This is a genomic window from Alistipes sp. 56_sp_Nov_56_25 (assembly GCF_001915285.1).
Lineage (GTDB): Bacteria > Bacteroidota > Bacteroidia > Bacteroidales > Rikenellaceae > Alistipes > Alistipes shahii.
In genome coordinates, this window is sequence record NZ_MNQF01000001.1 from 204,921 (window position 1) to 231,364 (window position 26,444).

At 58.6% G+C, this 26,444-nt stretch carries 20 protein-coding genes; 15 read left to right on the plus strand and 5 right to left on the minus strand.

Annotation, left to right across the window (positions count from 1 at the left end; translation table 11 throughout):
- Positions 1-38 precede the first annotated feature (38 nt).
- The 3 genes from BHV64_RS00690 to trpS all read right to left on the minus strand — a co-directional run bounded on the left by BHV64_RS00690 (position 39) and on the right by trpS (position 3,402).
- Entirely contained in the window at positions 39-383 is a 345-nt protein-coding gene (locus BHV64_RS00690) for a PAS domain-containing protein (RefSeq protein WP_015547877.1), read from the minus strand.
- A complete protein-coding gene (locus BHV64_RS00695; RefSeq protein WP_015547876.1) occupies positions 380-2,161 on the minus strand; it encodes a chloride channel protein in 1,782 nt (593 codons plus the stop codon). The genes BHV64_RS00690 and BHV64_RS00695 overlap by 4 nt, the downstream gene beginning before the upstream one ends.
- Before the next feature lie 110 nt (positions 2,162-2,271).
- Entirely contained in the window at positions 2,272-3,402 is a 1,131-nt protein-coding gene (gene trpS, locus BHV64_RS00700; RefSeq protein ID WP_015547875.1) for a tryptophan--tRNA ligase, read from the minus strand.
- A gap of 116 nt (positions 3,403-3,518) precedes the next feature.
- Between trpS and BHV64_RS00705 the strand changes: the two genes are divergently transcribed.
- Positions 3,519-4,418 carry a hydrogen peroxide-inducible genes activator gene (locus tag BHV64_RS00705; protein WP_288115468.1) on the plus strand — a complete coding sequence of 300 codons (900 nt, stop codon included), beginning with the start codon at positions 3,519-3,521 and terminating at the stop codon, positions 4,416-4,418.
- 70 nt (positions 4,419-4,488) lie between these two features.
- Here the strand turns inward: BHV64_RS00705 and BHV64_RS00710 are convergent, their stop codons facing one another.
- Positions 4,489-5,040 carry a hypothetical protein gene (locus BHV64_RS00710; protein WP_229028796.1) on the minus strand — a complete coding sequence of 184 codons (552 nt, stop codon included), beginning with the start codon at positions 5,038-5,040 and terminating at the stop codon, positions 4,489-4,491.
- A 191-nt stretch (positions 5,041-5,231) separates the two neighbouring features.
- Between BHV64_RS00710 and rsfS the strand changes: the two genes are divergently transcribed.
- The 14 genes from rsfS (at position 5,232) to BHV64_RS00780 (ending at position 23,434) form a co-directional block, all read left to right on the plus strand.
- Positions 5,232-5,582, plus strand: coding sequence for a ribosome silencing factor (gene rsfS, locus BHV64_RS00715; protein WP_015547873.1), 351 nt, complete (start codon positions 5,232-5,234; stop codon positions 5,580-5,582).
- Positions 5,583-5,590: 8 nt separating this feature from the next.
- Complete coding sequence (gene ftsH / locus BHV64_RS00720; RefSeq protein WP_217727286.1) at positions 5,591-7,699, plus strand: ATP-dependent zinc metalloprotease FtsH; 2,109 nt, start codon at positions 5,591-5,593, stop codon at positions 7,697-7,699.
- A gap of 34 nt (positions 7,700-7,733) precedes the next feature.
- Positions 7,734-8,582 (plus strand): phosphatidate cytidylyltransferase, encoded by an 849-nt coding sequence (locus BHV64_RS00725; RefSeq protein ID WP_229028797.1) that lies wholly within the window; start codon positions 7,734-7,736, stop codon positions 8,580-8,582.
- Between the two features lie 19 nt (positions 8,583-8,601).
- Entirely contained in the window at positions 8,602-9,285 is a 684-nt protein-coding gene (locus tag BHV64_RS00730) for a phosphatidylserine decarboxylase family protein (protein WP_015547870.1), read from the plus strand.
- Positions 9,286-9,289: 4 nt separating this feature from the next.
- On the plus strand, positions 9,290-10,396 hold the full coding sequence (locus tag BHV64_RS00735) for an AI-2E family transporter (RefSeq protein ID WP_118406678.1): 1,107 nt from the start codon (positions 9,290-9,292) through the stop codon (positions 10,394-10,396).
- Entirely contained in the window at positions 10,396-10,761 is a 366-nt protein-coding gene (locus BHV64_RS00740; protein WP_022062580.1) for a riboflavin kinase, read from the plus strand. Before BHV64_RS00735 ends, BHV64_RS00740 begins: the two co-directional genes overlap by 1 nt.
- A gap of 158 nt (positions 10,762-10,919) precedes the next feature.
- Positions 10,920-12,329, plus strand: a complete 1,410-nt coding sequence (gene ahcY / locus BHV64_RS00745) for an adenosylhomocysteinase (RefSeq protein ID WP_138265860.1) — start codon at positions 10,920-10,922, stop codon at positions 12,327-12,329.
- A 194-nt stretch (positions 12,330-12,523) separates the two neighbouring features.
- Entirely contained in the window at positions 12,524-13,081 is a 558-nt protein-coding gene (locus BHV64_RS00750) for a sigma-70 family RNA polymerase sigma factor (protein ID WP_015547867.1), read from the plus strand.
- A gap of 45 nt (positions 13,082-13,126) precedes the next feature.
- Positions 13,127-14,137 (plus strand): FecR family protein, encoded by a 1,011-nt coding sequence (locus BHV64_RS00755; protein ID WP_015547866.1) that lies wholly within the window; start codon positions 13,127-13,129, stop codon positions 14,135-14,137.
- 177 nt (positions 14,138-14,314) lie between these two features.
- The gene (locus tag BHV64_RS00760) at positions 14,315-17,734 is read left to right on the plus strand and encodes a SusC/RagA family TonB-linked outer membrane protein (RefSeq protein ID WP_288115470.1); all 3,420 of its coding nucleotides are present in this window, start codon (positions 14,315-14,317) and stop codon (positions 17,732-17,734) included.
- A 13-nt stretch (positions 17,735-17,747) separates the two neighbouring features.
- A complete protein-coding gene (locus tag BHV64_RS00765) occupies positions 17,748-19,286 on the plus strand; it encodes a SusD/RagB family nutrient-binding outer membrane lipoprotein (RefSeq protein ID WP_171024708.1) in 1,539 nt (512 codons plus the stop codon).
- A gap of 15 nt (positions 19,287-19,301) precedes the next feature.
- The gene (locus tag BHV64_RS00770; protein ID WP_022062574.1) at positions 19,302-20,243 is read left to right on the plus strand and encodes an endonuclease/exonuclease/phosphatase family protein; all 942 of its coding nucleotides are present in this window, start codon (positions 19,302-19,304) and stop codon (positions 20,241-20,243) included.
- Positions 20,244-20,273: 30 nt separating this feature from the next.
- Positions 20,274-22,280 carry a DUF5689 domain-containing protein gene (locus tag BHV64_RS00775; protein WP_015547863.1) on the plus strand — a complete coding sequence of 669 codons (2,007 nt, stop codon included), beginning with the start codon at positions 20,274-20,276 and terminating at the stop codon, positions 22,278-22,280.
- 11 nt (positions 22,281-22,291) lie between these two features.
- Positions 22,292-23,434: a hypothetical protein gene (locus BHV64_RS00780; RefSeq protein ID WP_015547862.1), complete on the plus strand. Its 1,143-nt coding sequence runs from the start codon at positions 22,292-22,294 to the stop codon at positions 23,432-23,434.
- 98 nt (positions 23,435-23,532) lie between these two features.
- Here BHV64_RS00780 and BHV64_RS00785 read toward each other — a convergent pair whose 3' ends face one another.
- Positions 23,533-26,433 (minus strand): M16 family metallopeptidase, encoded by a 2,901-nt coding sequence (locus tag BHV64_RS00785; RefSeq protein ID WP_288115472.1) that lies wholly within the window; start codon positions 26,431-26,433, stop codon positions 23,533-23,535.
- Positions 26,434-26,444: the final 11 nt, after the last annotated feature.

Below are 26,444 nucleotides of genomic sequence, written 5' to 3' on the forward strand. Positions count from 1 at the left end.
AACGAGGGGAGGTTTTCAAAAAACCTCCCCTCGTCTATTTATTTCCTTATGTAGTGCGGCATTTCGTCCGGCAGCTCCATCGAGATTTCCACCAGCCCGCGGATTTCGCCGCGCTCCCTCCACGCCGTCTGGTAGATCATCTTGCGCACGCCCTGCTTTTCGATGGTGTAGGCGTTCGTGCCTCCCGATGCGAGCATGCGGCGGATCGTTTCGCGCGACCGTTCGTTGTGGCAGTCGAACAGGTTCCGGCCGATCAGGTCGCCGTGTTGGGCGAAGGTCGCACGCGCCTTTTCGTTCATGTAGAGGATCACGCCTTCGGTGTCGCACACCGTGACGGCGCAGTCGGCCTCTTCGGCCCAGGGAAGGGCATTTTCCGTTGTCATTGCTGTATTTTTACGAGTTGTTCGCGGTATGCGTTCAGAATGCGCGACTTGGAGATGAATCCCAGGTAGCGGCCCTGCTTGTCCACGACGGGCAGCATCCAGGCGTGCTTGTCCTCGAATTTCTCCATGACGCTCAAAATCGCCTCGTGTTCGATGATCTTGTCCGGCGGCGGAATCATGTAGTCCGAGATCGGGTGCCCGTACTTCTCGTGTTTGAACATGTCCTCGCGCAGGTCGTCCAGCTGCACCACGCCGATCAGCCGGCCGAAGTTGTCGATCACGGGGAAGATGTTGCGGCGGGCCGTCGAAATGATGTGCACGATGTCGCCCAGGGTCATGTTCTCCTTGATGCGCAGGAAATCGGTCTCCATCAGCTCTTCGAGTTTCAGGAAGACGAACACCGACTGGTCCTTGTCGTGGGTCAGCAGTTCGCCCTTCTGGCGCAGCTGCTTGGTGTAGATCGAGTCGGGGTCGAGGTAGTAGTCCACGGCGAACGAGATGCAGGCGGTGATCATCAGCGGGATGAACAGTCCGTAGCCGTTCGAGAGTTCTGCGATCAGGAAGATCGAGGTCAGCGGGGCGTTCATCACCCCCGACATGACGCCCGCCATGCCGACCAGCGTAAACGAGACGATCGACACCTCCCATCCGAACAGCGTGTTGCACACCAGCGCCAGCGAGGCGCCCGTGAAGGCTCCGACGAACAGCGACGGCGCGAACGTACCGCCCACGCCTCCCGCGGCGTTGGTCGTCGACATGGCGATGACCTTGAAGAACATCGTGGCGATGACGAAGAGGATGATCACCCAGTCGATGTCGCGGAAGCGGTAGAAGAGCGAGTTGTTGAACAGCTCCTGCGCGTTGCCGTGCATCAGGGAGGTGAATCCCTCGTAACCCTCGCCGTACAGCGGCGGGAAGACGAAGATCAGGATACCCAGAATCGCACCGCCCCACAGCCATTTCTTGTACTGTTTGTCGATGCTCTTGAAGAAACCTCCGACCCGCGAGTTCATCGACGTGAAATACCACGCCATCAGCCCGCACAGCACGCCGAGCAGGATGAACAGCGGTATCTGCCACAGCTCGAAGGCGTCCGCGGGGGCCAGCGTCACGGCCAGAATCGGGTCGAAGCCGCGCAGCATGAAGGCCATCGTCGTCGCGGTGATCGAGGCGATCAGCAGCGGGATGACCGACCCGGCGGTGATGTCGAGCATCAGGATTTCCAGCACGAAGACCACGCCCGTGATCGGGGCTTTGAAGATCGCCGCGAGGGCGGCGCCCGCGCCGCAGCACAGCAGCAGCGTCGTGTGTTTGTAGTTGAGGCGCGCCAGCCGTCCGATGTTCGAGCCGATGGCCGCTCCCGTGAGCACGATCGGGGCCTCGGGTCCCACCGAACCGCCGAATCCGATGGTCGTCGCACCGCCCACGATCGAGGTCCAGCAGTTGTGCCGGGCGATGCGCGAATTGCGGCGCGACATGGCGTAGAGGACGCGCGTCACGCCTTCGGAGATGTTGTCGCGGACGATGTATTTGACGAACAGCGTCGCCAGGATGATGCCCACGGCGGGGTAGATCAGGAAGAGGATATGTGCGCTGTCCACCGGGAACCAGCGTATCAGCCCGCTCTTGATGCCGTGCAGCAGCATTTCGAACAGGTAGGCTCCCAGCCCTGCGAGCACACCGACCACCACGGCCAGCAGCATCATAATCTGCTGGTTGGAGAGTCTCCGGGTCAGCCGGAGAAACTCGAGGTAGATGCGGTCGGCGCGGAAGGACATAAAAAGTTAAAAGTTAAAAGTGAAACATTGCGATTGACCGAGACCGGGCGGTTTGATTTCATCCTGTACGATGCCCGGTGTGCAAGTCAAATGCCTTTGATTTTCAATTTTTAATTTTCCGTTTTCAACTTGAAATGCTCGGTCTGGCCGTCGATCAGCTCGCGGTCGTCGAAATAGTTGATTTTCATGGCCGCACGGACATCCGCCAGGGTTTCGGCGGCCGCTGCGCGGGCCTTGGCCGAGCCTTCGCGGAGGATGTCGTACACCTCGCCGATGCGCGTCTCGTAGTGGCGGCGGCGTTCGCGGATCGGGTCGAGCATCTCGTTGAGAATGGCGATCAGCAGGCGTTTCACCTTCACGTCGCCCAGCCCGCCCCGGCGGTAGTGGGCCTTCAGCTCGTCGAGCGAAGCGTATTCGGGCAAATATTTCGAAAAATGCTCGGGGCGGCTGAAAGCGTCGAGGTAGGTGAACACTGTGTTGCCTTCGACCTTGCCCGGGTCCTCCACGCGCAGGTGGTCGGGGTCGGTATACATGCCCATCACCTTCTTCTTGACCTCCTCGGCCGTGTCCGACAGGTAGATGCAGTTATTCAGCGACTTGGACATCTTGGCCTTGCCGTCGGTTCCCGGCAGGCGCATGCAGGCCGCGTTCTCGGGCAGCAGGATTTCCGGCTCGACGAGCGTTTCGCCGTACACCGCGTTGAATTTGTGGACGATTTCGCGCGTCTGCTCGATCATCGGCTCCTGGTCCTCGCCCACGGGCACGGTCGTGGCCCTGAAGGCCGTGATGTCCGACGCCTGGCTGATGGGGTAGGTGAAGAATCCGACGGGAATGCCCTGACGCTGGGTCGTGTCGCCTTCGGCGGCGCCCTCGGCGAATCCGCGCAGGGCGATCTCGGCCTTCACGGTCGGGTTGCGCTGCAAACGCTGCACGGTGACCAGGTTCATGTAGTAGAACGCCAGTTCGCACAGTTCCGCCACCTGCGACTGGATGAAGAGCGTCGATTTCGCGGGGTCGAGACCCACCGAGAGGTAGTCCAGCGCCACTTCGATGATATTCTGACGCACCTTTTCCGGGTTGTCGGCATTGTCGGTGAGCGCCTGCGCATCGGCGATCATAATGAATATTTCGTCGAACTCGCCCGAGTTCTGCAGCTCGACGCGGCGGCGGAGCGAACCCACGAAGTGGCCCAGGTGGAGCCGGCCCGTGGGACGGTCGCCGGTAAGGATGATTTTTGCCATATTTTTAGAGAAAGTACATTTTGCAGGCGAAGATACGAAAAACTATGCGGCAATGCGAAAAAGTTGTCCGATATAGATTTTTTTTATATCTTCGCTTTCTCAAATAGACGCCTGTTATGACAATCATCCAACTCGAATATCTGCTGGCCGTGGCCAACTGCGGGAGTTTCTCGCTTGCGGCCGAACATTGTTTTGTGACGCAACCTTCTTTGAGCATGCAGGTTAAGGCGCTTGAAGAGGAGCTTGGCGTGGTGCTTCTGGACCGTTCGAAAAAGCCCGTCATTCCCACCGAGGCGGGCGAGGTGGTGCTGGAACAGGCGCGCGAGACGATCAAGGCGTACAATTACATCAAGGAGGCCGTTTCGGAGCTCAAGGGCGAAACCGCGGGCAAACTGCGGCTGGGCGTCATCCCGACCATCGCGCCCTACCTGCTGCACAAATTCATTCCGGCCTTCGTGCGCGACTACCCGAAGGTCGAGCTGGAAATATCCGAGATGATCACTTCGGACATCGTCGAGGCGCTCAAGCGCGACCGTATCGACGCGGCGCTGGTCGCCAGCGGCACCTGCGGCGAGGGCATCCTCGAGCAGGAGCTTTTCAACGACCGCTTCTACGCTTACGTGTCGCCCGAAAATCCGCTCTATGAGCGGCAGAATATCCGTATCGAGGAGATCGACCTCAAGGACCTGGTGATCTTGAGCCCCGGCAACTGCATGCGCGACCAGATCATCGAACTCTGCCAGGCCCGGCGTTCGATGCCGTCGCACTATTCGTTCGAATCGGGTTCGCTGGATACGCTCATGCGGATCGTCGACTGCACGTCGTGTCTGACGATCATTCCCGAAATGGCCGTCGAATACATCCCCTCGGACCGCCACGACCGGCTGAAAACCCTTTCGAAAGGGGCTACGTCGCGCAAGATCGCCGTCGCCGTGCGCCGCACCTACGTCAAGAACTCGATCATCCGGGCCTTGACCGAGACCATTCTGGCCAATGTCCCGGGTGCGAAGGCATAGCTTCCGCTCTCTGAAAGAATGCGCCCGGCCTGCAAAACGCAGGCCGGGCGCATGTCGATTATCCGGTCGGTTATTCCGGAATCGTTACTTTGGTCGCTTTTCCCGTCCAGTCGGCGAAGATTGATTTGCCGTCGGAAAGTTTAACGGAGAGTTTGACGGAGAAATTATCCCCGTCTCTGGTGACAGTGAGCATTCCGTAGGAGACTGTTGCCGAAGAGATGTCGTCTCCATTGCTTACCGTAATTCTTTCAAACGAGTGTACGATGTCGAACTCTGTTTCACCGATTGCCCCGACGGAGAGGTATGGTCTGAGAGGCCCGGTTTGGGTAACGGGTTCTGTGAGGTCGATAGTTTTGCCTATCAGGGATTCAGAAACTTCTATATCGACACCGTAGTCGGACATTGTAAACGGTAATGTCGAAAAATACTCTCTGAATAGAATGAGGTCGTATGAGGTTTCCCATTGCTCGTCGGCTTTTTCTTCCACATAGAAAGCGCTTTTGACCTCGCAGATCTGACCATTGACGGTGATCGTCTGCATGGTGGTTACTTTTTCGTCCTTGCAGGACGTCGTGGCCAGTGCGAGTGCGCCGGTCAGACAGAACATGAAGATTTTTCGCATAAATTGAACTTGGGTTAGTTGGAGTATCTCCAAAAGTAGGGATAAAAAACGAATCCGGCGACAAAAAGGGCGAAATAATGAATCGTTTCCGGAACAATATGCCCGCTTGCGGCGCGATTTTTACCGCGTTGCTTTCAAATCTCATTCTCTTTTCATACCTTTGCAAGGTTATAGATACCTATTGAACATTTATGGATAAACTGATCGAAACGATCGTCAGCGCGATTGAAGATAAAAAAGGTAAGAATATTGTATCGTTGGACCTCTCGGGATTCGATGGAGCGATCTGTTCGCATTTCGTGGTCTGCAACGCCGATTCCACGACGCAGGTGTGCGCCATAGCCGCCGAAATCGAGGAGAAGGTGTTCGAGAAATTGGGCGAGAAGGTGTGGCGCATCGAAGGCCAGCAGAACGGCGTGTGGGTCGCCATGGACTATGTGGACGTCGTGGTGCACATTTTCCAGACCGAGCTTCGGAGCTTCTACAAGCTCGAGGAGCTGTGGGCCGACGCACCGCTGGTGAAATATGAATACGAAGAGTAATCCGGATTATGGCACAGAAAAGCAAGAACAACAATAAAATGAATATGAACATGCCGCGGCCTTCCTTTTTATGGATTTATGGCTTGATTGGTGCGTTCATTCTCGGGTATTATTTTTTTAATCCGACTAATGATCAGCCTATTAAGAGCGATTGGACGCTTGTTGGATCAATGATTGCACAAGGAGATGTGGAACGGGTGCAGATTGTTGGTGAGTCTCGGGCGTTGATTTTTCTGAAAAAAGGGGCAGTTGAAAAGTATCGGAATGCCCCGGAAAATAAAAATAAACAATTAGGTAGTATTCCCGATAACCCTCCCCAGCTATTTTTGATTACGGGGCCGATTGAACCGTTCATTGCAGAACTTAATAAGGTAGCGCAGGAGGCGGGATATAATATTCCTATCGAGTATTTGGAGCCGGAGAAGGACACTTGGACCTCGATTCTGATCAACCTGCTGCCGTGGATAATCATCATCGGAGCGTGGTTCTTCATCATGCGCTCCATGTCGCGCGGCGCGGGCGCCGGAGGCGGCGGTGGCATTATGAACGTCGGCAAAGCCAAGGCGCAGGTCTTCGACAAGGACAACTCCAAGCGCGTGACGTTCAAGGATGTGGCCGGCCTGGAGGAGGCGAAGGTCGAGATCATGGAGATCGTCGATTTCCTCAAGAAGGCCGACAAATACAAGGAGCTGGGCGCCAAGATTCCGAAGGGCGCGCTGCTCGTAGGCCCTCCGGGAACGGGCAAGACCCTGCTGGCCAAGGCCGTCGCAGGGGAGGCCAACGTGCCGTTCCTCTCGATTTCGGGTTCCGATTTCGTCGAGATGTTCGTCGGCGTGGGCGCCTCGCGTGTCCGCGACCTGTTCGAGCAGGCCAAGCAGAAGGCTCCGTGCATCGTCTTCATCGACGAGATCGACGCCATCGGCCGCGCCCGCGGCAAGAACGCCGGATTCTCGGGCAACGACGAGCGCGAAAATACGCTGAACCAGCTTCTGACGGAGATGGACGGCTTCCAGACCAATACGGGCGTCATCGTTTTGGCCGCCACCAACCGGGCCGACATCCTCGACAAGGCACTGATGCGCGCCGGGCGTTTCGACCGCCAGATCGAGGTGGGACTTCCCGACGTGAAGGAGCGCGAGGAGATTTTCAACGTCCACCTGCGTCCGCTGAAGCTCGATCCGCAGTTGGACCGTTCGTTCCTGGCGCGCCAGACCCCCGGTTTCTCGGGCGCCGACATCGCCAACGTCTGCAACGAGGCCGCGCTGATCGCCGCGCGCCACAACAAGAAATTCATTTCGAAAGAGGACTTCCTCGCCGCCATCGACCGCATCGTGGGCGGCCTGGAGCGCAAGAACAAGATCATCACCGACGAGGAGAAGCGCGTGATCGCCTTCCACGAGGCGGGACACGCCACGGTGAGCTGGATTCTGGAGCATGCCAGCCCGCTGATCAAGGTGACGATCATCCCGCGCGGCAAGGCGCTGGGCGCCGCCTGGTATCTGCCCGAGGAACGTCAGATCACCACGCGCGAGCAGATGATGGACGAGCTGGCCGCTACGCTCGGAGGCCGCGTTTCCGAGCAGCTGACCTTCGGCGAGATTTCGACCGGGGCGCTCAACGATCTGGAGCGCGTCACCAAGCAGGCTTATGCCATGGTGGCCTACTACGGCATGAGCGAGAACGTCGGCACGCTCTCCTTCTACGACTCCACGGGCCAGAGCGACATGGCCTTCACGAAGCCCTATTCGGAACTGACGGCCCAGCAGATCGACGCCGAGGTCAAGCAGGTGATCGAGAAGGCCTACAAGATGGCCGAGAAGGTGCTCCGCGAACATGCCGACGGCCTGAAAGAGCTGGCCGAACTGCTGCTCTCCCGCGAGGTGGTCTTCACCGAGGACGTCGAGCGCATCTTCGGCCGCCGCAAGAAGGACATCGAACGCGAACGCCGCGAGGCCGAGGCGAAAGCCAGGGCCGAGGGCGGCAAACCCGCCGGAGAGGAGCCGCAGGCCGGCAAGCAGGCCGCCGCGGTCGCCGATCCTTCGGCCAAATCGGATAAGTCCGAAACGGCCGAACCGGCTCCCGTAGCTCCGGCCGTTGCCGCGCCCGAAACCGAATGACCCCGTTGAAACCCAACTACACCCTTAAAAAACAATGAGTGAAAAAATGAAGAACCTCTGGGTGCGCACTGTGAGCGGGGCCGTCCTCGCCGTGGTGATGCTGGGGGCTATCGCATGGTCGCAATGGAGTTTCGGCCTGCTGCTGGCGGCGTTGCTGGTCGTCGGCATGACGGAGTTCTATTCCCTGGCCGGGGAGCAGGGCAGCAATCCCCAGCGGATCGTCGGACTGGCTGCGGGACTCGTGCTTTTCGCCCTGAATTTCGCATTCGTGTCGGACGACATCCAGATACTCGGCAGCGCCCGGCAGGCTTTCGCCTGCGGAATGGCCCTTCTGCTGTTGCTGCTGCCCGCCATGTTCATCTGCGAACTTTACCGCCGTCGGGAGAATCCCGCCGCCAATATCGGCATCACTTTCATGGGCGTCGTCTACGTGGCGCTGCCGTTCTCGCTGATGTGTTACATTCCGATCATCGGCAGCGAGACGTGGAGTCCCTGGATGATGATTTTCTACGTTTTCATCATCTGGGCCAACGACGTTTTCGCCTATCTGGTGGGCATGTCCGTCGGCAGGCACCGCCTGTGCGAACGCCTTTCGCCCAAGAAGTCGTGGGAAGGGTTCTTCGGCGGTATCGCCGGGGCCGTTGTCCTGGGACTCGTCGCCGCCCGCGTGATGGACGGCAGCTGTTGGGTGTGGGCCGGGCTGGCGCTCGTCGCGGCCGCTACGGGGGTTCTGGGCGACCTGGTGGAGTCGATGTTCAAGCGCGCCGCCGGGGTCAAGGATTCGGGAACGCTGATTCCCGGTCACGGCGGAGTGCTGGACCGCTTCGACGCCATGCTGCTCTCGGCGCCGTTCGTCTTCGTCTATATGCTTTTTGTGATGTAACTGCAAACTTAACCGTGTTATGAGAATCAATAAGGAAGGATACAAAATCATCGGCATCTCGGGCGCTGTCTGCCTGCTTCTGTGGTGGCTGTTTTACCATTTGCTGGTCCACGATGCGAACGTCTCGCTGCTGTGGTTCAGCACCCTCGTGCTGCTGCTGTTCTGGTTCTTCATCGTAGCCTTCTTCCGCGAACCCCGCCGGGTGCGCATCCACGATACCGATCTGGTCTTCGCTCCCTGCGACGGCCGCGTGGTCGTGACGGAGGTCGTCTCCGAGGACGAGTACCTCAAGGAGGAGATGTTGCAGATTTCGATCTTCATGTCCATTACGAACGTCCACATGAACTGGGTTCCCGTGGGCGGCGAGGTGGAGTATTTCAAATACCATCCGGGGCGTTTCCTGGTGGCCTGGCACCCCAAATCCTCGACCGAGAACGAACGCACGACGACCGTGGTGCGGATGCCCTCGGGCCAAAAGGTGCTCTTTCGCCAGATCGCGGGACTGATCGCCCGGCGCATCATCTCGTATATGACCGTCGGTCATCAGGTCGAGCAGAACAGCGTCTGCGGATTCATCAAGTTCGGCTCGCGCGTCGACGTGCTCGTCCCCAAGGACAGCGAACTGCTGGTGGAGATCGGCGATCCCACGGTGGGTTCGCAGACTCCGATCGCCCGGCTGCGCAAGAACCTCGAAAACGAATAACGCCATGAAGGCGACGCCCCAGACCTTCCTGCGGTTCATCGCGGGCGCGGCGGTTGCCGCGGCCGTGCTCTTTCTGGTCTGGTATTTCTCCTCGATCGTCGTCTACATCCTCGTTTCGGCCGTGCTGGCCGTCATGGGCAATCCGCTCGTGAAGTTTCTTTCGGGGCTTCACTTCAAGGGCTGGCAGGTTCCCCGCTGGCTGGCCGCGCTGGCGACCCTCGTGGTGATCTGGGTCGTCCTGGCTACGCTGTGTTCGTTGTTCGTGCCGCTGGTCTTCAACAAGATAAACCAGTTCGCGCACGTCGACTTCGCGGCGGTCGTGGGGAGCATCGGCGAGCCGATCGCCCGGATGCAGCACGATTTGCAGGCGCTTTTCTCCCTGCCCGAGAGCACTTTCTCGCTCTCCGACGAACTGACGGCCGCCCTCCGGCAGATCATCGACATCAATTCGCTCAACACGATTTTCTCGTCGGTCATCAACCTCGTGCTTTCGTCGGTGATCGCCATTTTCTCCGTTTCGTTCATCACCTTCTTCTTCCTCAAGGAGGAGGGCCTGTTCTACGCGATGGTCACCTCCGTTTTCCCGGAACATTATCACGGCAACATCACCCGTGCGCTGGATTCGGTGACGGTCCTGCTGGCGCGCTACTTTACGGGTATCCTTTCGGAAAGCCTGCTGCTCACGATCGCCGTGACGCTGGTGATGATGGCCTTCGGGATGAAGGCCGCCGACGCGGGGTTCATCGGCCTTATCATGGGTGTGATGAACGTCGTGCCTTACGCCGGGCCGCTGATCGGCGGCGTGGTCTCGGTCTTCGTGGGCATCGTCTCGCCGATCGAGGGCATGAGCGTGGGGCATACGGCTTTCGTGATCGCCGGGTCGCTGCTGATCCTCAAGGGTATGGACGATTTCATCCTCCAGCCGACGCTCTATTCCGAACGAGTGAAGGCGCATCCGCTCGAAATCTTCCTGGTGATTCTCATTGCCGGGTCGCTGGCCGGAATCCTGGGCATGCTGCTGGCGATACCTTCCTATACGGTACTGCGTGTCTTTGCCAAGGAGTTCTTCTCGCAGTTCCGGCTGGTGCGTAAACTGACCGAAAAAATCTGATGGAACGGATTCTGATCGAAGGCGTTGTGGAGCACGGACGCCGACTCGGACGTGAGTTGGGTTTTCCGACGGCCAATCTGGCCGTTCCGGAGGACGTCGCCGCTGCCGACGGGGTCTACCGTTCGCGTGCGGAGGTCGGCGGGAAAGTCTATGACGCCATGTCGAACCTGGGCCGCAACCCTTCGGTCGGGGGTGTCGAGCGGCGTTTGGAGACGCATATTTTCGACTTCCGCGGCGAACTTTACGGCCGTCGGCTGCGGGTCGAACTGCTCGAAAAGATCCGCGACGAACGCCGGTTCGCTTCGGTGGAGGAACTGCGCGGGCAGATTGCCAGGGACAAGGAATATATTTTAGGATTGAAATAATGTGTCCGTATTTTGGTCAAAAACCCGGTTGCGTTGCGACAAGCCCCTCCCGAGGGAGGGGTTTGGGGTGGGGTCAGACTTGTAAACGCGGCGGTACGCCGCGGGTCTCAACCGGGCAGATACGGACGAACGATGCGATAACTTAAAAACATACTGCTATGTATATTGACAACACTCTTCCCTATAAGGTTGCCGACATGTCGCTGGCCGAATGGGGCCGCAAGGAGATCGAGATTTCCGAGCATGAAATGCCCGGCCTGATGGCCGTGCGCCGCAAATACGGACCCGAAAAGCCGCTGAAAGGCGTACGCGTGATGGGTTCGCTGCACATGACCATCCAGACGGCCGTTCTGATCGAGACTCTCGTGGAGCTGGGCGCCGACGTGCGCTGGTGCTCGTGCAACATCTTCTCGACGCAGGACCATGCGGCCGCCGCGATTGCCGCCGCAGGCGTCCCGGTCTTCGCGTGGAAGGGCGAGACGCTGCCCGAATACTGGTGGTGCACCGCCATGGCCCTTTCGTTTCCCGGCGGCAAAGGCCCGCAGCTGATCGTCGACGACGGCGGCGACGCCACGCTGCTGATCCACAAGGGTTACAAGGCCGAGAACGACGCCTCGACGCTCGATTACGAACCTTCGTCCTACGAAGAGGAGGTGATCCTCGGCACGCTGAAAAGCATTTTGGCCGAGGACCCCGAAAAATGGCACCGCACGGTCGCCGAATGGAAGGGCGTGAGCGAGGAGACCACCACGGGCGTACACCGCCTCTACCAGATGCAGGAGGCCGGCGAACTCCTGGTTCCGGCCATCAACGTCAACGATTCGTGCACCAAGTCGAAGTTCGACAACCTCTACGGCTGCCGTGAGTCGCTGGCCGACGGCATCAAGCGCGCCACGGACGTGATGATCGCCGGCAAGGTGGTCGTCGTGTGCGGCTACGGCGACGTGGGCAAGGGCTGCGCCCGCTCGATGCGCTCCTACGGCGCCCGGGTGATCGTCACGGAAATCGACCCCATCTGCGCCTTGCAGGCCGCCATGGAGGGCTTCGAGGTGAAGACCGTCGAGAGTGCGCTCGCCGAGGGCAACATCTATGTCACCTGCACGGGCAACTGCGACATCATCACGCTGGAGCACATGGAGCGGATGCGCGACCAGGCCATCGTCTGCAACATCGGCCATTTCGACAACGAAATCCAGATGGCGCGCCTCGAAACGTCCGGGGCCGTGAAGTTGAACATCAAGCCGCAGGTCGACAAGTTCACTTTCCCCGACGGCCATTCGATCTTCATTCTGGCCGAAGGCCGTCTGGTGAACCTCGGCTGCGCCACGGGGCATCCTTCGTTCGTGATGTCGAACTCCTTCACCAATCAGTGCCTCGCGCAGATGGAGTTGTGGCAGAAGGAGCACGCGGTCGGCGTCTACCGCCTGCCGAAGCGCCTCGACGAGGAGGTGGCGCGCCTGCACCTGGACAACCTCGGCGTCGAACTGACCCGCCTGACCCGGCGTCAGGCCGACTACATCGGCGTTCCGGAGGACGGTCCCTACAAGGCTGAGCACTACCGTTATTGATTTCAGGGGCTTGCCTCTTTCGTTTGTCCGGCCCGGATGGAACATATGCTCCTCCGGGCCGGACTGCGTTCGCATTCTTCTCCCGAAACCCTGTCAGCAGGGCGGTTTTTCCGGATTGTTTCCCGTTATTCGCATAAAAACACCTCTCCGATTAAGAACTTTTGCGATTTTAGGGTACTTAATCAATAGAAAGCATGGACCCGACCGACATCCGTTACATCCTCGACGACCTGGCCTGCAATGCTTCCCAGGAGGCTTTGCAGGAACTTTATATGCTTTATTACAAGCGTATAGCCCGTTATATCGGATTGTATGTCCGCTATGACGGGGCTGTTATGGAACTGACTTCCGACGTGTTCTTCGCGGTCTGGGAGAACCGTCTTGAACTTCCCGAAATCCGGAATTTCAATGCTTATATCTACCGGATCGCCAAATTCAAGGCATTGAATTATCTCCGGAAACGCAACCTGCCCACCGTCAATCTGGACGAAATGCCGCTGGACCTTTTCGCCCGCACCAGCACGACTCCCGAGGACGACTGCATTTCCGCCGAGACCGTCCGCGAGATAAACCGTGCCATCGAGTCGCTGCCGCCCAAATGCAAGCTGGCCTTCAAACTGGTGCGCGAGGACCGGATGTCGCACCGCGAAGCGGCCGAGACGCTCTATATCTCCGTCAAAACCCTTGAAGTGCACCTGGGCCATGCCGTGCAGAAGATCCGCGAGGCTCTGCGCAAGAAAAATATTTGCTGATCCGTTAAGAACATTCCGCCGTTTCCGGTACTTAATCCATAAGACATGAAATCAAAAACAGACATACGCACCCTTTCGGAAAAAGAACTCAACGCCCGGCTTGTCCGTGATCTCACGGAGGTTTGCCCGGCCGGTGAACGCGAAGCCCTCGCCGCCTGGCGGGCCGCCGATCCCGCGCATGAAGAGGAATACGCTCGGATCAGGAGCTATTGGAACGCCCGCGTGACGACGACCCGCAGCATTGACCCGGAGCGGGAGTTCCGGAAATTGCAGCGGCGGATCGCTGCCGGCTCCGAATCGCGCAGGAGCGGCATGCTGCGCCTGCTCGCCACTCGTATGGGGCGTTATGCGTCGATGGCCGCCATGCTGGCCGTGGGACTGTTCTGCGGATGGGCGCTGTCCGGTCCCCGTGCTGCCGAAAGGTTCGCCTTCATCACGGGCAGCAGCATTTCGTCGTTCGAGCTGCCCGATGGCAGCCGCATTACCCTCGATAAGGAGAGCCGTCTGGAGTACGACGGTGATTTCGGCAGGGACGAGCGGAACGTGCGGCTTGTCGGCAAGGGCTTTTTCGAAGTCGAGAAGATGCCGGACAAACGATTTGTTGTCGAGATGGGCGATGTGCAGGTCTCCGTGCTGGGCACGACTTTCGATGCCAGCAACCGGACTGAAGAGGGCATTGTCAGCGCTTCGCTGGTCGAAGGGTCGGTCGCGTTCCGCGCCGGAAATCAGAATCTGCGGTTGACGCCTTCGCGCCGGGCCGTTTATCATGTCGGGAGCGGCGAAATCACCGTCAGCGAATTCGATCCCGAGATCACGACCGCCTGGAAGGACAATCTGTTCCGCTACAAATCGCTCACTCTGGAGGAGCTCCTCGAACAACTCTCCGCGCGTTACGACGTCCGCATCATCACCGATGCGGGAGACGTCGGCCGGACCCGCTTTTCAGGTGCGCTCGAAACACGGCTGTCCGTCGAGCAGGCGCTCGACATCGTGAGCCGGCAGACCGGCATGGAGTGGAGCAAACTCGACAATGTCTATTTCGTTACCAAACGCTGAAAATCCAACCCGATAATACCGAACTCCTAAATTTTCCGATGCCTATGAACTGACAAGATCCCTGTCTTCGCCTTTCCGATTTTTGCAGCTTCCGCCCGAACGGATGCCGTTCTGCTTCGGTCCGATGCCCCGATCGCGGCAACGTACCAATACCTTTAAACTTCCAACCCGGAAACAATGAAACCAAACTTTACCAACGCATTTTTTCAGAAGACACGCTGCTTGCGCACCGTCCTGCGCCGTGCGGTCGTGTGCATGCTGTTGCTGGGCACGACGGTCGTTCACGCCCAGGAACGGAAAATCACCGTGGATACCCGACAGGAGGTGACGCTCGTGCAGCTTTTCCGTCAGGTAGAAGCCTCCAGCGACTATCTGTTCAATTACAAGGACCAGGATGTGGCGGACATCCGTGTTTCGGTGAAGGTCGCCGACGCCTCGATCCAGGAGGTGATGGATCTGGCATTGGCGCGCACTTCGCTGACCTATACCGTCAAGGGCCGCCATGTCATCATCGGACAGTCTGCAGCGCGGTCTGCCGGAACCCCCCCCCGCACCGATTCCCGGCCGGTGGCCCTGACGGGGCGTGTTACCGATGAAAAGGGCATGCCGTTCGTCGGCGTCACGGTCATCCAGGAGGGAACCACCAACGGATGCGTCACCGATGCCGACGGCAACTACCGCATCAGCGTCCCGGTCGGGGCGTCCGTTTCGTTCAGTTATATCGGCTACAAGACCCAGCGGACGCATGTCGGCGTGCAGACCCGTGTGGACATCCGTCTCGAACCGTCGGACATTTCGCTGGAAACGGTCGTGGTCACGGCCCTCGGCATCAAGAAAGCCGAGAAGAGCCTGGGATATTCGCTCCAGCAGGTCAACTCCGACGCTTTCGACAAGGTGAAGACCGATAATCCGATCAACGCCCTGAACGGCAAGGTTGCCGGACTTACGGTCAATACCCGCGCCGGCATTCTGGAAGATCCTCCGATCAAGCTGCGTGGCGAGACCCCGATCTACGTCATCAACGGAACGCCCGTGACCTATTACCGCGGCGTTTCGTCGGACGACATCGAATCGATCACGGTCCTGAAAGGTCCGCAGGCGGCCGTGCTTTACGGTTCGCGCGGCGCCAACGGTGCGATCCTGATTACTACCAAGACAGGCGACGACATCGGCGAGAAGACCGAGATCACGCTCAACTCCTCGACGATGTTCACCGCCGGGTACCTCACCCTGCCCGAGCAGCAGAGCATCTACGGTACGGGCGATTTCGGCCAGTATTCCTACCTCGACGGCAAGGGCGGCGGCGTATACGACGGTCTGTGGACCTGGGGCCCGAAACTCGACCAGAAGGACCCCACCACGCCGAGCGGTTATTTCGAGACCGTACAGTACAACAGCCCGATCGACCCCAAGACGGGGAAGCGGATTCCGACGCCTTTCGTCTCCCACAAGGACAATTTCCGCAATTTTCTGCAACAGGGCCTCACCACGAGCAACAACGTCAGCATCTCCCATAAATTCAAGGAGGGGTCGTTCCGCATCAGTCTCAACCAGCTCTACCGCCGGGGGCAGACTCCCAACACCGATCTCAAGCGCTTCGGCGTCAATATGGCGGCCAACTACAACATCACCAGGAAGCTGCATATCAATGCCAGCATGATCTACAACTATACCTATTCCAAAAACCGTCCCTGGTCCGGTTACGGCAATTCGCATCCGTATTACAACATTCTGGTGTATATGGGCGCCAACAACGACATCCGCGATCTGCGCAATTACTGGGAGGAGGGGCAGGAAGGCTACGCCCAGCGTAACTGGAACCACGTGTGGTTCAACAATCCCTGGTTTGTGGCCGAGGAGTACACGCGTCCTTACAGCGAACCCGAACTGATCGCTTCGGCGTCGCTGGACTACGACATCACCGACGACCTCAATTTCATGGTCAAGGCCGCCACCGACTCCAAACACCAGAACCAGGAGGAGTGCAAACCTTACGCCTGGGTGGGCAACGACCGCGGTCTCTATTCGGTCGGCAGCGACCGCCGCGTCGACGTCAACCTCGACGCCATGCTCTCGTACAAGAAACGGTTCGGGGAGTTCGACCTCGACGCCATGCTGGGTGTTTCGCTCTTCAACTACCAGCGCAATTACCTCTTTTCGACGACCGAGGGCGGACTCCAGCAGCCCGATCTCTACAACCTTTCCAACTCGCAGAACACCCCGTCGACCACTTCGAAGATCGAACGCCGCCGCATGGCCGGCGCTTACGGGTCCGTCACGCTGGGTTACCGCGATGCATTCTACCTTTCGTTCACCGGCCGCAACGACTGGTCGTCGACGCTCAACAAGAACAACCGCTCCTTTTTCTATCCGTCGGTGGCGTTCAGCGCACTGATCACCGAGGCGGTCAAGCTTCCGAAGGCTGTTTCCTTCTGGAAAGTCCGCGCCTCGTGGGCCAAGGTCGGGTTTGACCAGTCGACCGTCTACATGTTGCAGGACACCTATTCGTTCAATACCTACTGGGACGGCAATGCCGCGTTCACGCCTCCGACCACGATCATCAATCCCAATATCAAACCCTATTTCACGAGTTCGTTCGAGGTCGGCACGGACCTGCGCTTTTTCGGCAGCCGCCTGCGTTTCGACTTCAGCTATTACCGCACCTACGACGAGGGCCAGATCCAGAAGGTCGACATCAACCAGTCGAGCGGCTACGAGGAGATGCTCACCAACGGCAACGACTACCGCCGCGAAGGATACGAACTGATGGTCGGGGCCACGCCGATCAAAACCAAGGATTGGAAATGGGACATCAGCTTCAACTGGTTCCAGACCCGTAAGTACCTCGACAAGATTTACAACGGGGCCTATAACTACAACAACCTCAAGGTGGGCGACCGTGCCGATGCGCTCTACGAGAGCGTCTGGCAGCGTGATCCGCAGGGCAATTTCATCGTTTTCGAGAACAACGGGCGTCCCATCGAAGACCCCTTCAAGCGTGTGATCGGCTATGCCGGCGCCGATTGGGAGTTCGGCATCTCGTCGACGCTGCGTTACCGCAACTGGAGCCTGTCGTTCGACATCGCGGGCCGTGTCGGCGGTGTCATCCGTTCAGACCTCAACGCCCGTATGATCGAAGCCGGGACCCACAAGCTCACGGCCGCTCCCGAGCGGGAGCTGGACTGGACGAAAACTCCGTCGTACATCCCTTCGAACGCCGTGGTGGTGGTCGACGGCGACATCGAGTATGACGATCACGGCAACGTGCTCTACGATACGCGCGGCTACGCCCCTTCGACTACGCCTGTCTATTTCAAAAGCTGGATCGGCTACATGGGTAAGCTCAACGGTCCCTACACGATGGGTTACAACCTTTTCAAGGGCGATTTCATCAAACTCCGCACGATGTCCGTCGGCTACGATTTTTCGGATTTGCTCTCCGGCAGCCGGATTTTCAAGGGGCTTGAACTTTCCGTTATCGGCACCAACCTGCTCATCTGGAAGAAGCTCGACAACGAAGACCCCGATGCGGCTTATAAGAATTTCTCCTATCCGACCGAACGCATGATCGGCTTCAATCTTACCCTCAAACTCTAATACGGATATGAATATGAAACGCTTTCTCTCGATATTTTTCGTCCTGCCGTTGGTGTTCGTTTCCTGCGACCTGACCATGGACGAGGTGAGCCAGGACGTGAACAAGCCGACGCAGGTGCATCCGAAAACCATCCTCACACAGCTCTGCATCACGACTTTCGGCATCGAATACTACGGTGTGCAGCCCTACCGGCTGGCCTGGCAGTGGGATCAGCGCGGTGGCGGCGGCCATTTCAACTTCCAGCGCCGCAATTTCATCAGCGAATACCGCCGTGTGACCTGGTGCTACGACATGGTCCGCGAAGCCGAACGCCTCAACGATCCCCGTTACATCCACCTTGCGGCATACTTCCGTGCCAGCTGGATTTTCGACACCACCCGACTGTTCGGCGACGTGCCTTACACCGAGGCTGCGCAGGGACGCTTCGACGATCCGAACTTTTCTCCCAAATACGATCCCCAGGAGGAGATCGTGGCCGGGCTGCTGCGGGAGCTTGCAGCGGCCAACGAGGCCCTGGGGGACTACGACAATACCAAAATCGACGGCGATGTGATCTTCGGCGGCGACATTCGCAAGTGGCGTCAGCTGATCAATCTTTACCGCCTGCGCATCCTGATCAACTGCTCGATGAAGCAGACCATCGCCGGGGAGCGTGTCGGCGAACTGTTCGCCGGCATCGTCGGCGATCCGGAGGGCAACCCGATCATGGGGGCGTTGTCCGACAGCGCCATCCGCGACGAAAAGGGCAATATGGAGAATTACAAGTATTACAACGACAACAATTTCGTTTCGTCGTACCGGATCTCCAAGTTCGTCGTCGACTGGATGCGGGAGCGCGGGGACATGCGCCTGCCGAAACTGGCCGAAATGATGATCAAGCTGGACGGCAAGAATGCCGATCCCACGGACCTTGCGAATTACAAGGGCGTCATTCCCAATCCCGGCGCTACGGGAGACAACAACAATACCGACATGGAAAACGGGTCGCAGTCGCGCTTGAAGTCGAAATGGTATCTGGAGCCGGTCGGTCCTTCGGCCATGAACATCGGCTATCCCGAGCAGGAATTCATTCTCGCCGAAGCCGCCCTGCGGGGCTGGACCGACGACGATCCGGAGACCCATTACCTGAACGGCATCCGCGCTGCGCATGAGTTCCTGGGGGTGAGTTCTGCCGACACCCGGGCCTACCTGGGGCACGAAAAGGTGCAGTTCAAGGGCAGCGACACCGAAAAACTGGGTAAGATCATCACGGAAAAATACCTCAATTTCTTCATGCAGGGCGGCAACGAGGCCTATTTCGAACTGCGCCGTACGGGCTATCCCGATTTCTCGGCCTACCTGACGCACAACACCGACCAGATTTACAACGACGGCTACCTGCCTCTGCGCTACCGCTATCCGCAGTCGGAGATCGACAACAACAATGCGCAGGTTTCCGAGGCGATCAAGCGTCTGGACAAGGGCGACGACCGCAATTCACGGATGTGGCTGTTGCAGGGTTCCGATCCGCTCTTCAACCCCGCTCCGTTCCCGTTCCGATATAAAAACTGATAAAAGCAAAACACCATGAATACTTTCCATATTACGAACCGACTTCTGAAATCGACCCTTTTTTGCGGACTTCTGCTGTTCAGCTCCTCGGCCCTCTCGTGCAGTTCGGACGACGACGGCGGCGGCAACGGCGGCACACAGCTGGAATGGCTCGAACCCATCCGCGTGGCGAGCTACAACATCCAGTACGACAACCGCAACGAGGAGGCCGGACGCTGGGAGAACCGCAAGGAGATCGTCTGCCGGCTGCTCGAAGCCGAGGATTTCGACATCTTCGGTGCGCAGGAACCCTACAAGTTCCAGATCGAGGATATGGCCGCCGCCCTTCCCGGATACACCTGGATCGGCACGAGCGTGACGGGCGAAGACAATGTGGAGCGCCGTCATTTCAATCCGATATTCTACAAGACCGACAAATTCGAAGTGCTCGAAAGCGGTTCGTTCTGGTATTCGGAGACGCCCAACGTTCCCAATACGAAATTCTCCGACTCCTATTCCCCGCGCATGTGCAATTGGGCGCATTTCCGCGTGAAGGCCACGGGCAAGGAGTTCTTCCTCTTCAACTCGCATTTTGACCATATCGGAACCGTCGCCCGGGCCGAGAGCGCCAAGCTGCTGATCGAGAAGGTCGCGGAGATCGCCGGAAAGACCCCGGCCTTCTGCACCGGTGACTTCAACTCGAACCAGCAGACCAACGTCTACAACACGATCGTTACCTCCGGGACGCTGGTGGACAGCTATGCCCGTACGACCGATAAGGTCAACGCCGACTGGCCCTCCTACAACGGTTACAAGTATATCTCCACACCTCCGGCCAAGGCTTCGCGCATCGACCATATTTTCGTGACCAAGGGCCGGACGAAGGTGCAGTCGTGGGCGATTGTCAACACCTCGTATTCGCAGAAGTACCCTTCGGACCATTTTCCGGTGGTCATCGAGTGGTCCTTTGCCAAATAACGTATATCCATGCCTAAAAGAAACTGAACAATGAACACATACTTCATCAAGCGGTTTATCGCCCGTACGGCGGTCGTGTTGAGCGCCGCGGCGCTCTTCTGCGGCTGTTCGGACGACGACGAGACCTCCACGCTGCATTTCGACAAGCCCGAGGTCGTCATCGGCCCCGAGAGCAGCACCGCCTCTTTCATCCTGCGTTCGGACACGTCGTGGAAACTCCACAGCGACGCGGACTGGTTCACACTCAACCTGACGAAGGGCGCCAAAAGCGCCTCGGTGATCATCACCTACTCGGAGAATACCTCGATGACCGAGAAGCGTACGGCCGTCATTACGGCCACGACGCTCTCGGGCGACGCCAGCGACTCGTTCATCCTTTCGCAAATGCCCGTCGAGTCGTATATCCGTCTCGAAACCGAAGCCCTGCCGATTTCCGCCACGGCAGCACACCACGAAATCGCCGTTGAAACGTCCGTCGATTCGGGCATCGACCTCTCGGTCAGCTACGGGGACGAGGAAGGCGGGGCATGGATCGAAAACCTGACCCTCGCCGACGGAAAACTCGCATTCGACGCCGGGGAGAACGGCTCGTCTGAACGGCGCATCGCGGTGATTTCGCTCCTCTATCAGGATGAGTTCGGCCGCACGACCGAAGCGGCCGTACGTATCACCCAGTCTTTCAGCATGAATCCCTCTGCCGCCACGGAAAAGGACTTCGCCTTTGCGGCAGCCCTCGGGACCGGCGACGTGGAGGAAAACGTCTACGTCACGGGGCAGATCGTGCTCGACGGACGCAATGCCAACTTCCCGAATCGGCGTTATTCGATTCAGGACGCCGAAGGCCGTGCGCTGCTCTTCGAGTCGACGATCGACCTGGGCGTCGCCCGCAACGACCGCGTAAGGCTCTGGCTGCTGGGCAGCACCGTGAAGGAGGTTGCCGAAGGGACGTTCACCTATAAAGTTTTCACGGGTATCGCCGCCGAACATATCATGCAGAAAGAGGCCGGTTCGCCCGTACAGCCCCGCGAGGTTTACATCCGCGATCTGACCGACGAGATGCTTTTCTCGCTGGTCCGGCTGCGCGACGTGGAGATCGCGATGCCTTACGGCGGTCTTGTCAACTACGACGAGTACTATGTATCCGGCGGCGGCGTCAATGTCTACGGCAAGAATCTCACCAAGTACTACGGCACGTGCCTGCGCGATATCAACGGCGACCATCTGTACATGTTGACCAATTTCGGCGTGGATTACCGCCGTCATTCGCTGCCGATGGGTTCGGGAACCGTCACGGGCATCCTGACCCGCGAGTACAACTCCAATTTCGGGGAGATGGGCGCTTTCCAGATCCGTCACCTCACCCAGGCGGAGATCGCCCTCGACCCTTCGCGCGAGAACAGCTTCAGCAAGGTGCTCGTCGAGTGGACCTGTGTCAAACCCGCCGGATTCAAGGAGGGCGTGACCCACGTCGCCCCGACGACCGGCCCGGCGTCCGCCTCGCTCTACAAGAGCAATGCCGACGGTTTCTACAACGCCTTCCTCGCCGGCAGCGGCCGCATTTATTTCGGCAACAAGCCGCGCGGCGACGTCGACTCGAACGGTCAGGGTACGGCCAATACGGTCAAGGGCGGCGGTATGTATTCGGCGCTGTGGGATACGGACACCTACTGGCTTATCAGCAACGTCTCGACCTCGGGAATCCGTTCGCAGCTGTCGTTGCAGATCGAGACCAATTCGCTGCTGGCTACCGGACCGCGCGATTTCGTAGTCGAATATTCGACCGACGGTACGTCGTGGACGGCCGTTCCGGGCGGCAGCTATACCGTCATCGGCCAGTGCGACTCGAAAAATGCGCTGCCTCATTACATGCCCGGCTTCAAGGTCTTCGACTTCGCCCTGCCCGCCGCTTTGCAGGACAAGGCGTCGGTCAGCATTCGTCTGCGCTGCGCCAGCCTGACCGGAACCGACGGCAAGTCGTCGGTCGTGCCCAACGCCACGAACCGGCTGGGCCACGTATCTATCAAGTATAACAAGTAAATGACGATTCCATGAAATTCCAGAATATCCTGTTGCTGCTCACGGCCTGCCTGCTGGCAGGTTCGTGCAGCGACGACGACAACGACGGCGCCTGGTTCCTGCCGCGCACGCTTCAGGTGATGGACGCCAAGACCGACGCCCCGCGTGCCAACGAGCCGCTCACGCTCAACTTCATCGGCGACGACGGAGAACTCTACTCCCACCGGCACACCACCGACGAGAACGGCTGCATCCATTTCAAGGGAAGCACCCGGGGGGAGTACCGCGCTGCGTTCAGCTACTTCCCCGGTACGGCCAGCGACTGTTTCCATTCGTTCCGCCTGGATTCCGGCGATGAGGCGCCCATCATTATGACGGTCGAGCCTTTGGCCAAGGAGTTCCGCAGCGCCATCGTCATTACGGGCATGCTGGCCGACGCCAAGGGTAGCGACACGAACAACGAATACATTCAGTTCATGGCCCTCGAGGAGATCGACTTTGCGCAGACGCCCTACTGCGTTATCGCCTGCCGCAACAACAAGGTCAACGCCAAGGGCTGGGTGCAGGGCAGTTACGTTACCTACAAGTTCAACCTCACCTCGGGCCGTGCGGCCAAGGGTACATTCTTCTATGTCGGCGGTGTCAACAAGCGGCTCAACGGCAATTCGAGTGCGGACATCAGCGGCGCCAACTGGATTTGCAGTGTCGACTACAATACGCAGGCCGGGGCCGACGGCATCGGCGACAAGACCACCGGATTCCTTCACAACTACAACAGCAACGGCAATAAAAATATCGCCGACGGCATCGCTGTTTTCAAGGGTACGGAGGTCGACGAAAAGAGTGTCCCGTGCGACGCGGTCTTCTACGGCGCCACCATTACCACGGACGTCTACAACCCGGCCGGTTACGGCTACCGGATTCCCGACAACGATCTTTACAGCACGAAGAACCTCCTGTCGGGCGTCGGTCAGCCCTTCTTCGGGCAGGGAACCAATACGTTCCTCTTTCCCGACGGCGGCAACGATGCCGGGGAGTTCGTTTTCTTCGGCGGCAGTTTTACGCAGGGCGGTTACTATCGCGGCCGTTCGGCTGTCTGCCGGAAGCTGGCCGCCGATGCTTCGGGATCGCTCGCCGACATCGAAAGCGGGGACGGCGTTACGACTTATCTCTGATTCCGGAAGGGGAGCGCGCTGCGCCTCCTCTTTGTCCGGACTGCCTGAAAAAAGCCCTTTCCGAAAGGAAAGGGCTTTTTGGAACATCTTTTGCCGGTTTAATACCCGAATATCTCCTCCTGCGAGACGGTCCGGATCGGACCGAGCGTCTTGAGGTAGTTGAGGTCGAGATCCTGGATGTCGCCCAGGATGCCGTAGACGTATTTGCGGTTCTTGACCCACTTCTCCTGCGCGGCCTTCACGTCGGCGAGCGTCATCGCCTGCACCTTTTCGAAAATCTGCTTGTCGCGGTCCTCCTCAAGGCCCAGGTTGCGCAGTCCGATGAAACTCCACAGCACCTGTTCCTTCACCGTGCGGTCGGTGCGCAGGCGCGAGATCAGTCCCTCTTTGGCGATTTTGAACGCAGTCTCCGATTCGGGCATGTTGTTGATGATCTCGTCGAAAGCTTCGATCGCCATCTGCATCTTGTCGTTCTGCGTGGCGATGAAAGCCATGTAGCCGTATTTCGTGTCGGCGTAGTTCGGCTGCATGATGCTGGCCTGCGCGGTGTAGGCCAGGCCGCGTGCCTCGCGCATCTCCTGGAAGACGACCGAGTTCATGCCGCCGCCGAAATACTCGTTGTAGAGCGTGATTTCGGGGTCGGCCGCGACGTCGAACTGTTTGCCGAGGTTTGCATATTGCAGGTAGTAGAGCTGCTTGGCGTCGTATTGGGCCATCAGCACTTTGCTTTCGTCCGTGGGCAGCAGTTGCAGGTGCTTCTTGTCGAGCGGCTGAAGCTCCGCAGACGTTTTGTGGTGCATGGCCAGCGCCTCCGTCACCTCCTTCTCCGACTGCGGGCCGTAGTATAACACCTTGTGCTGTTTGTCCATCAGTTCGCCTATCTTCGCCAACAACATTTCGGAACTCATCGCTTCGAGCGCCGGGTTGGTGAGCGTCGTGCGGCGGATGAAGTCGGAACCGTAGAACATGTAGGTTTGCAGGGCGCCGAAGCAGCGGCTCTGGTTGAGTTTGGCGTCGGCGCGGCTCTTGATCATGTCGGCCTTGAGGTTGGCGAGAATCGCCTCGTCGGGCTTGGGCTTGTTCAGCAGTCCCTCGACGATTTCCATGGCTTCGGCCATATTCTCTCCCAGTCCCGTAATCGAGATGCGGCACGAGGTGGGGTCGGCCTGCATCGAGAACGAGCAGGCGATGCCGTACATCTTCGAGGCAATCTGCTCGGCCGTCAGCGACTCGGAACCGAGGTAGCCCAGGTAGTCGAACGCCAGATTGAGCGCCGGATCGTTCTCCGTGCCCGTGTCGAACACATAGGTCAGTGTGAAGATGTCGTTCGACTCGTTTTTCTTATAAAGTACGTCGATTCCCTTGCGGGCCTCGAACTGCGACATGTCCTTCTTGTAATCCACGAACACCGGTTCGATGGGTTTCACCTCCGTGTTCTGGATTTCGGTCAGGAATACGCTCTGCGCGTCGCGGTTGGTGGCGATGGGCGTGATTTTCGGGGCTGCGATCTTCTGCTCACCGGGGTCCTTGCCTTCGCGTTTGTAGACGATGGCGTAACTTTCGGGACCGAGGTATTTGTTGGCCCAGTCCACCACATCCTGCTTGGTGATCTTTTCCATGCGTTCCAGTTGGCGGATGTCGTCGGCCCACTCCTTGCCGTAGATGAACGAGTAGACGTAGAACATGGCGCGCTGGTCGTATTTGTCGAACTCCTTCATCAGCTGCATCTTGTAGTTGTTGACCGAAGCCTCGATCAACCCTTCGTCGAACTCTCCGGCGCGAATCTTTGCTGCTTCGGCCAACAGCAGGTCGCGCACTTCGTCCAACGACTGCCCGGCTTTCGGATTGCCATCCATGAGGAACATTCCGTAGTCGGGCTGCGCAGAGGCGTAGGCATAGGCCGAGAGCACCTTCTGCTGCTGGTTCAGGTCGAGGTCAATCAGGCCTGCCTGCCCGTTGTAGAGGACCGAACCTACGATGTCCGCCACGTCGTTCGAGGGGTCCGTTGCGGCCGGCAGCCGCCAGCCCAGCATGACGCGCGCGGCCTCGGGGCCATAGACCTCCTTCACCACGGGCGCGGTGATCGGCTCTTCGGGCTTGAATTCCAGTTTCGGCAGGTCGGGGTTGGGCTGCATGTCGCCGAAGTACTTGTCGATCGTTGCGATCATCTGGTCGGGATCGAAGTCGCCCGAGACGCAGACGGCCATGTTGTTGGGCACGTAGTAGGTCTTGTGGTAGTTCTTGACGTTGGTGATCGACGGGTTCTTGAGGCTCTCCTGCGTTCCCAGCACGGTCTGCGTGCCGTAGGGATGGTTGGGGAAGAGCGCGGCGTCCATCGCCTCCCAGATTTTGCGGCCGTCCTGCGTCAGCGACATGTTTTTCTCTTCGTAGATGGTCTCCAGCTCGGTGTGGAATCCGCGGATCACGGGATTGCGGAAGCGGTCGGACTGGATTTTAGCCCAGTTGTCGATCTGGTTCGAAGGGATGTCCTCGACGTAAACGGTCATGTCCTGCGACGTGAAGGCGTTGGTCCCGTTGGCGCCGATGGCGGCCATCAGTTTGTCGTATTCGTTGGGAATGGCGATCTTCGAAGCCTCGTAGCTGATCGAGTCGATGCGGTGGTAGATCGCCGCGCGCTCGGCTTCGTCCGTGGTCTTGCGGTAGACCTCGAAGAGCCGTTCGATCTCGTCGAGCATGGGTTTCTCGGCGGCGTAGTCGGACGTTCCGAACTTTTCGGTTCCCTTGAACATCAGGTGTTCGAAGTAGTGTGCCAGACCGGTCGTCTCGGCGGGGTCGTTCTTGCCGCCGACCCGCACGGCGATGGCCGTTTGGATGCGGGGCTGCTCCTTCATAACGCTCATATAGACTTTCAGTCCGTTGGGAAGCGTGTAAATCCGGGTTTTCAGCGGATCGCCCGACACCGTTTCGTACTTGTATTTGCTGCAAGACGAAGCGAGCATCGCGAGGATGACCGCCGTTAGTAGTAGAAACCTTTTCATATGCGATATGT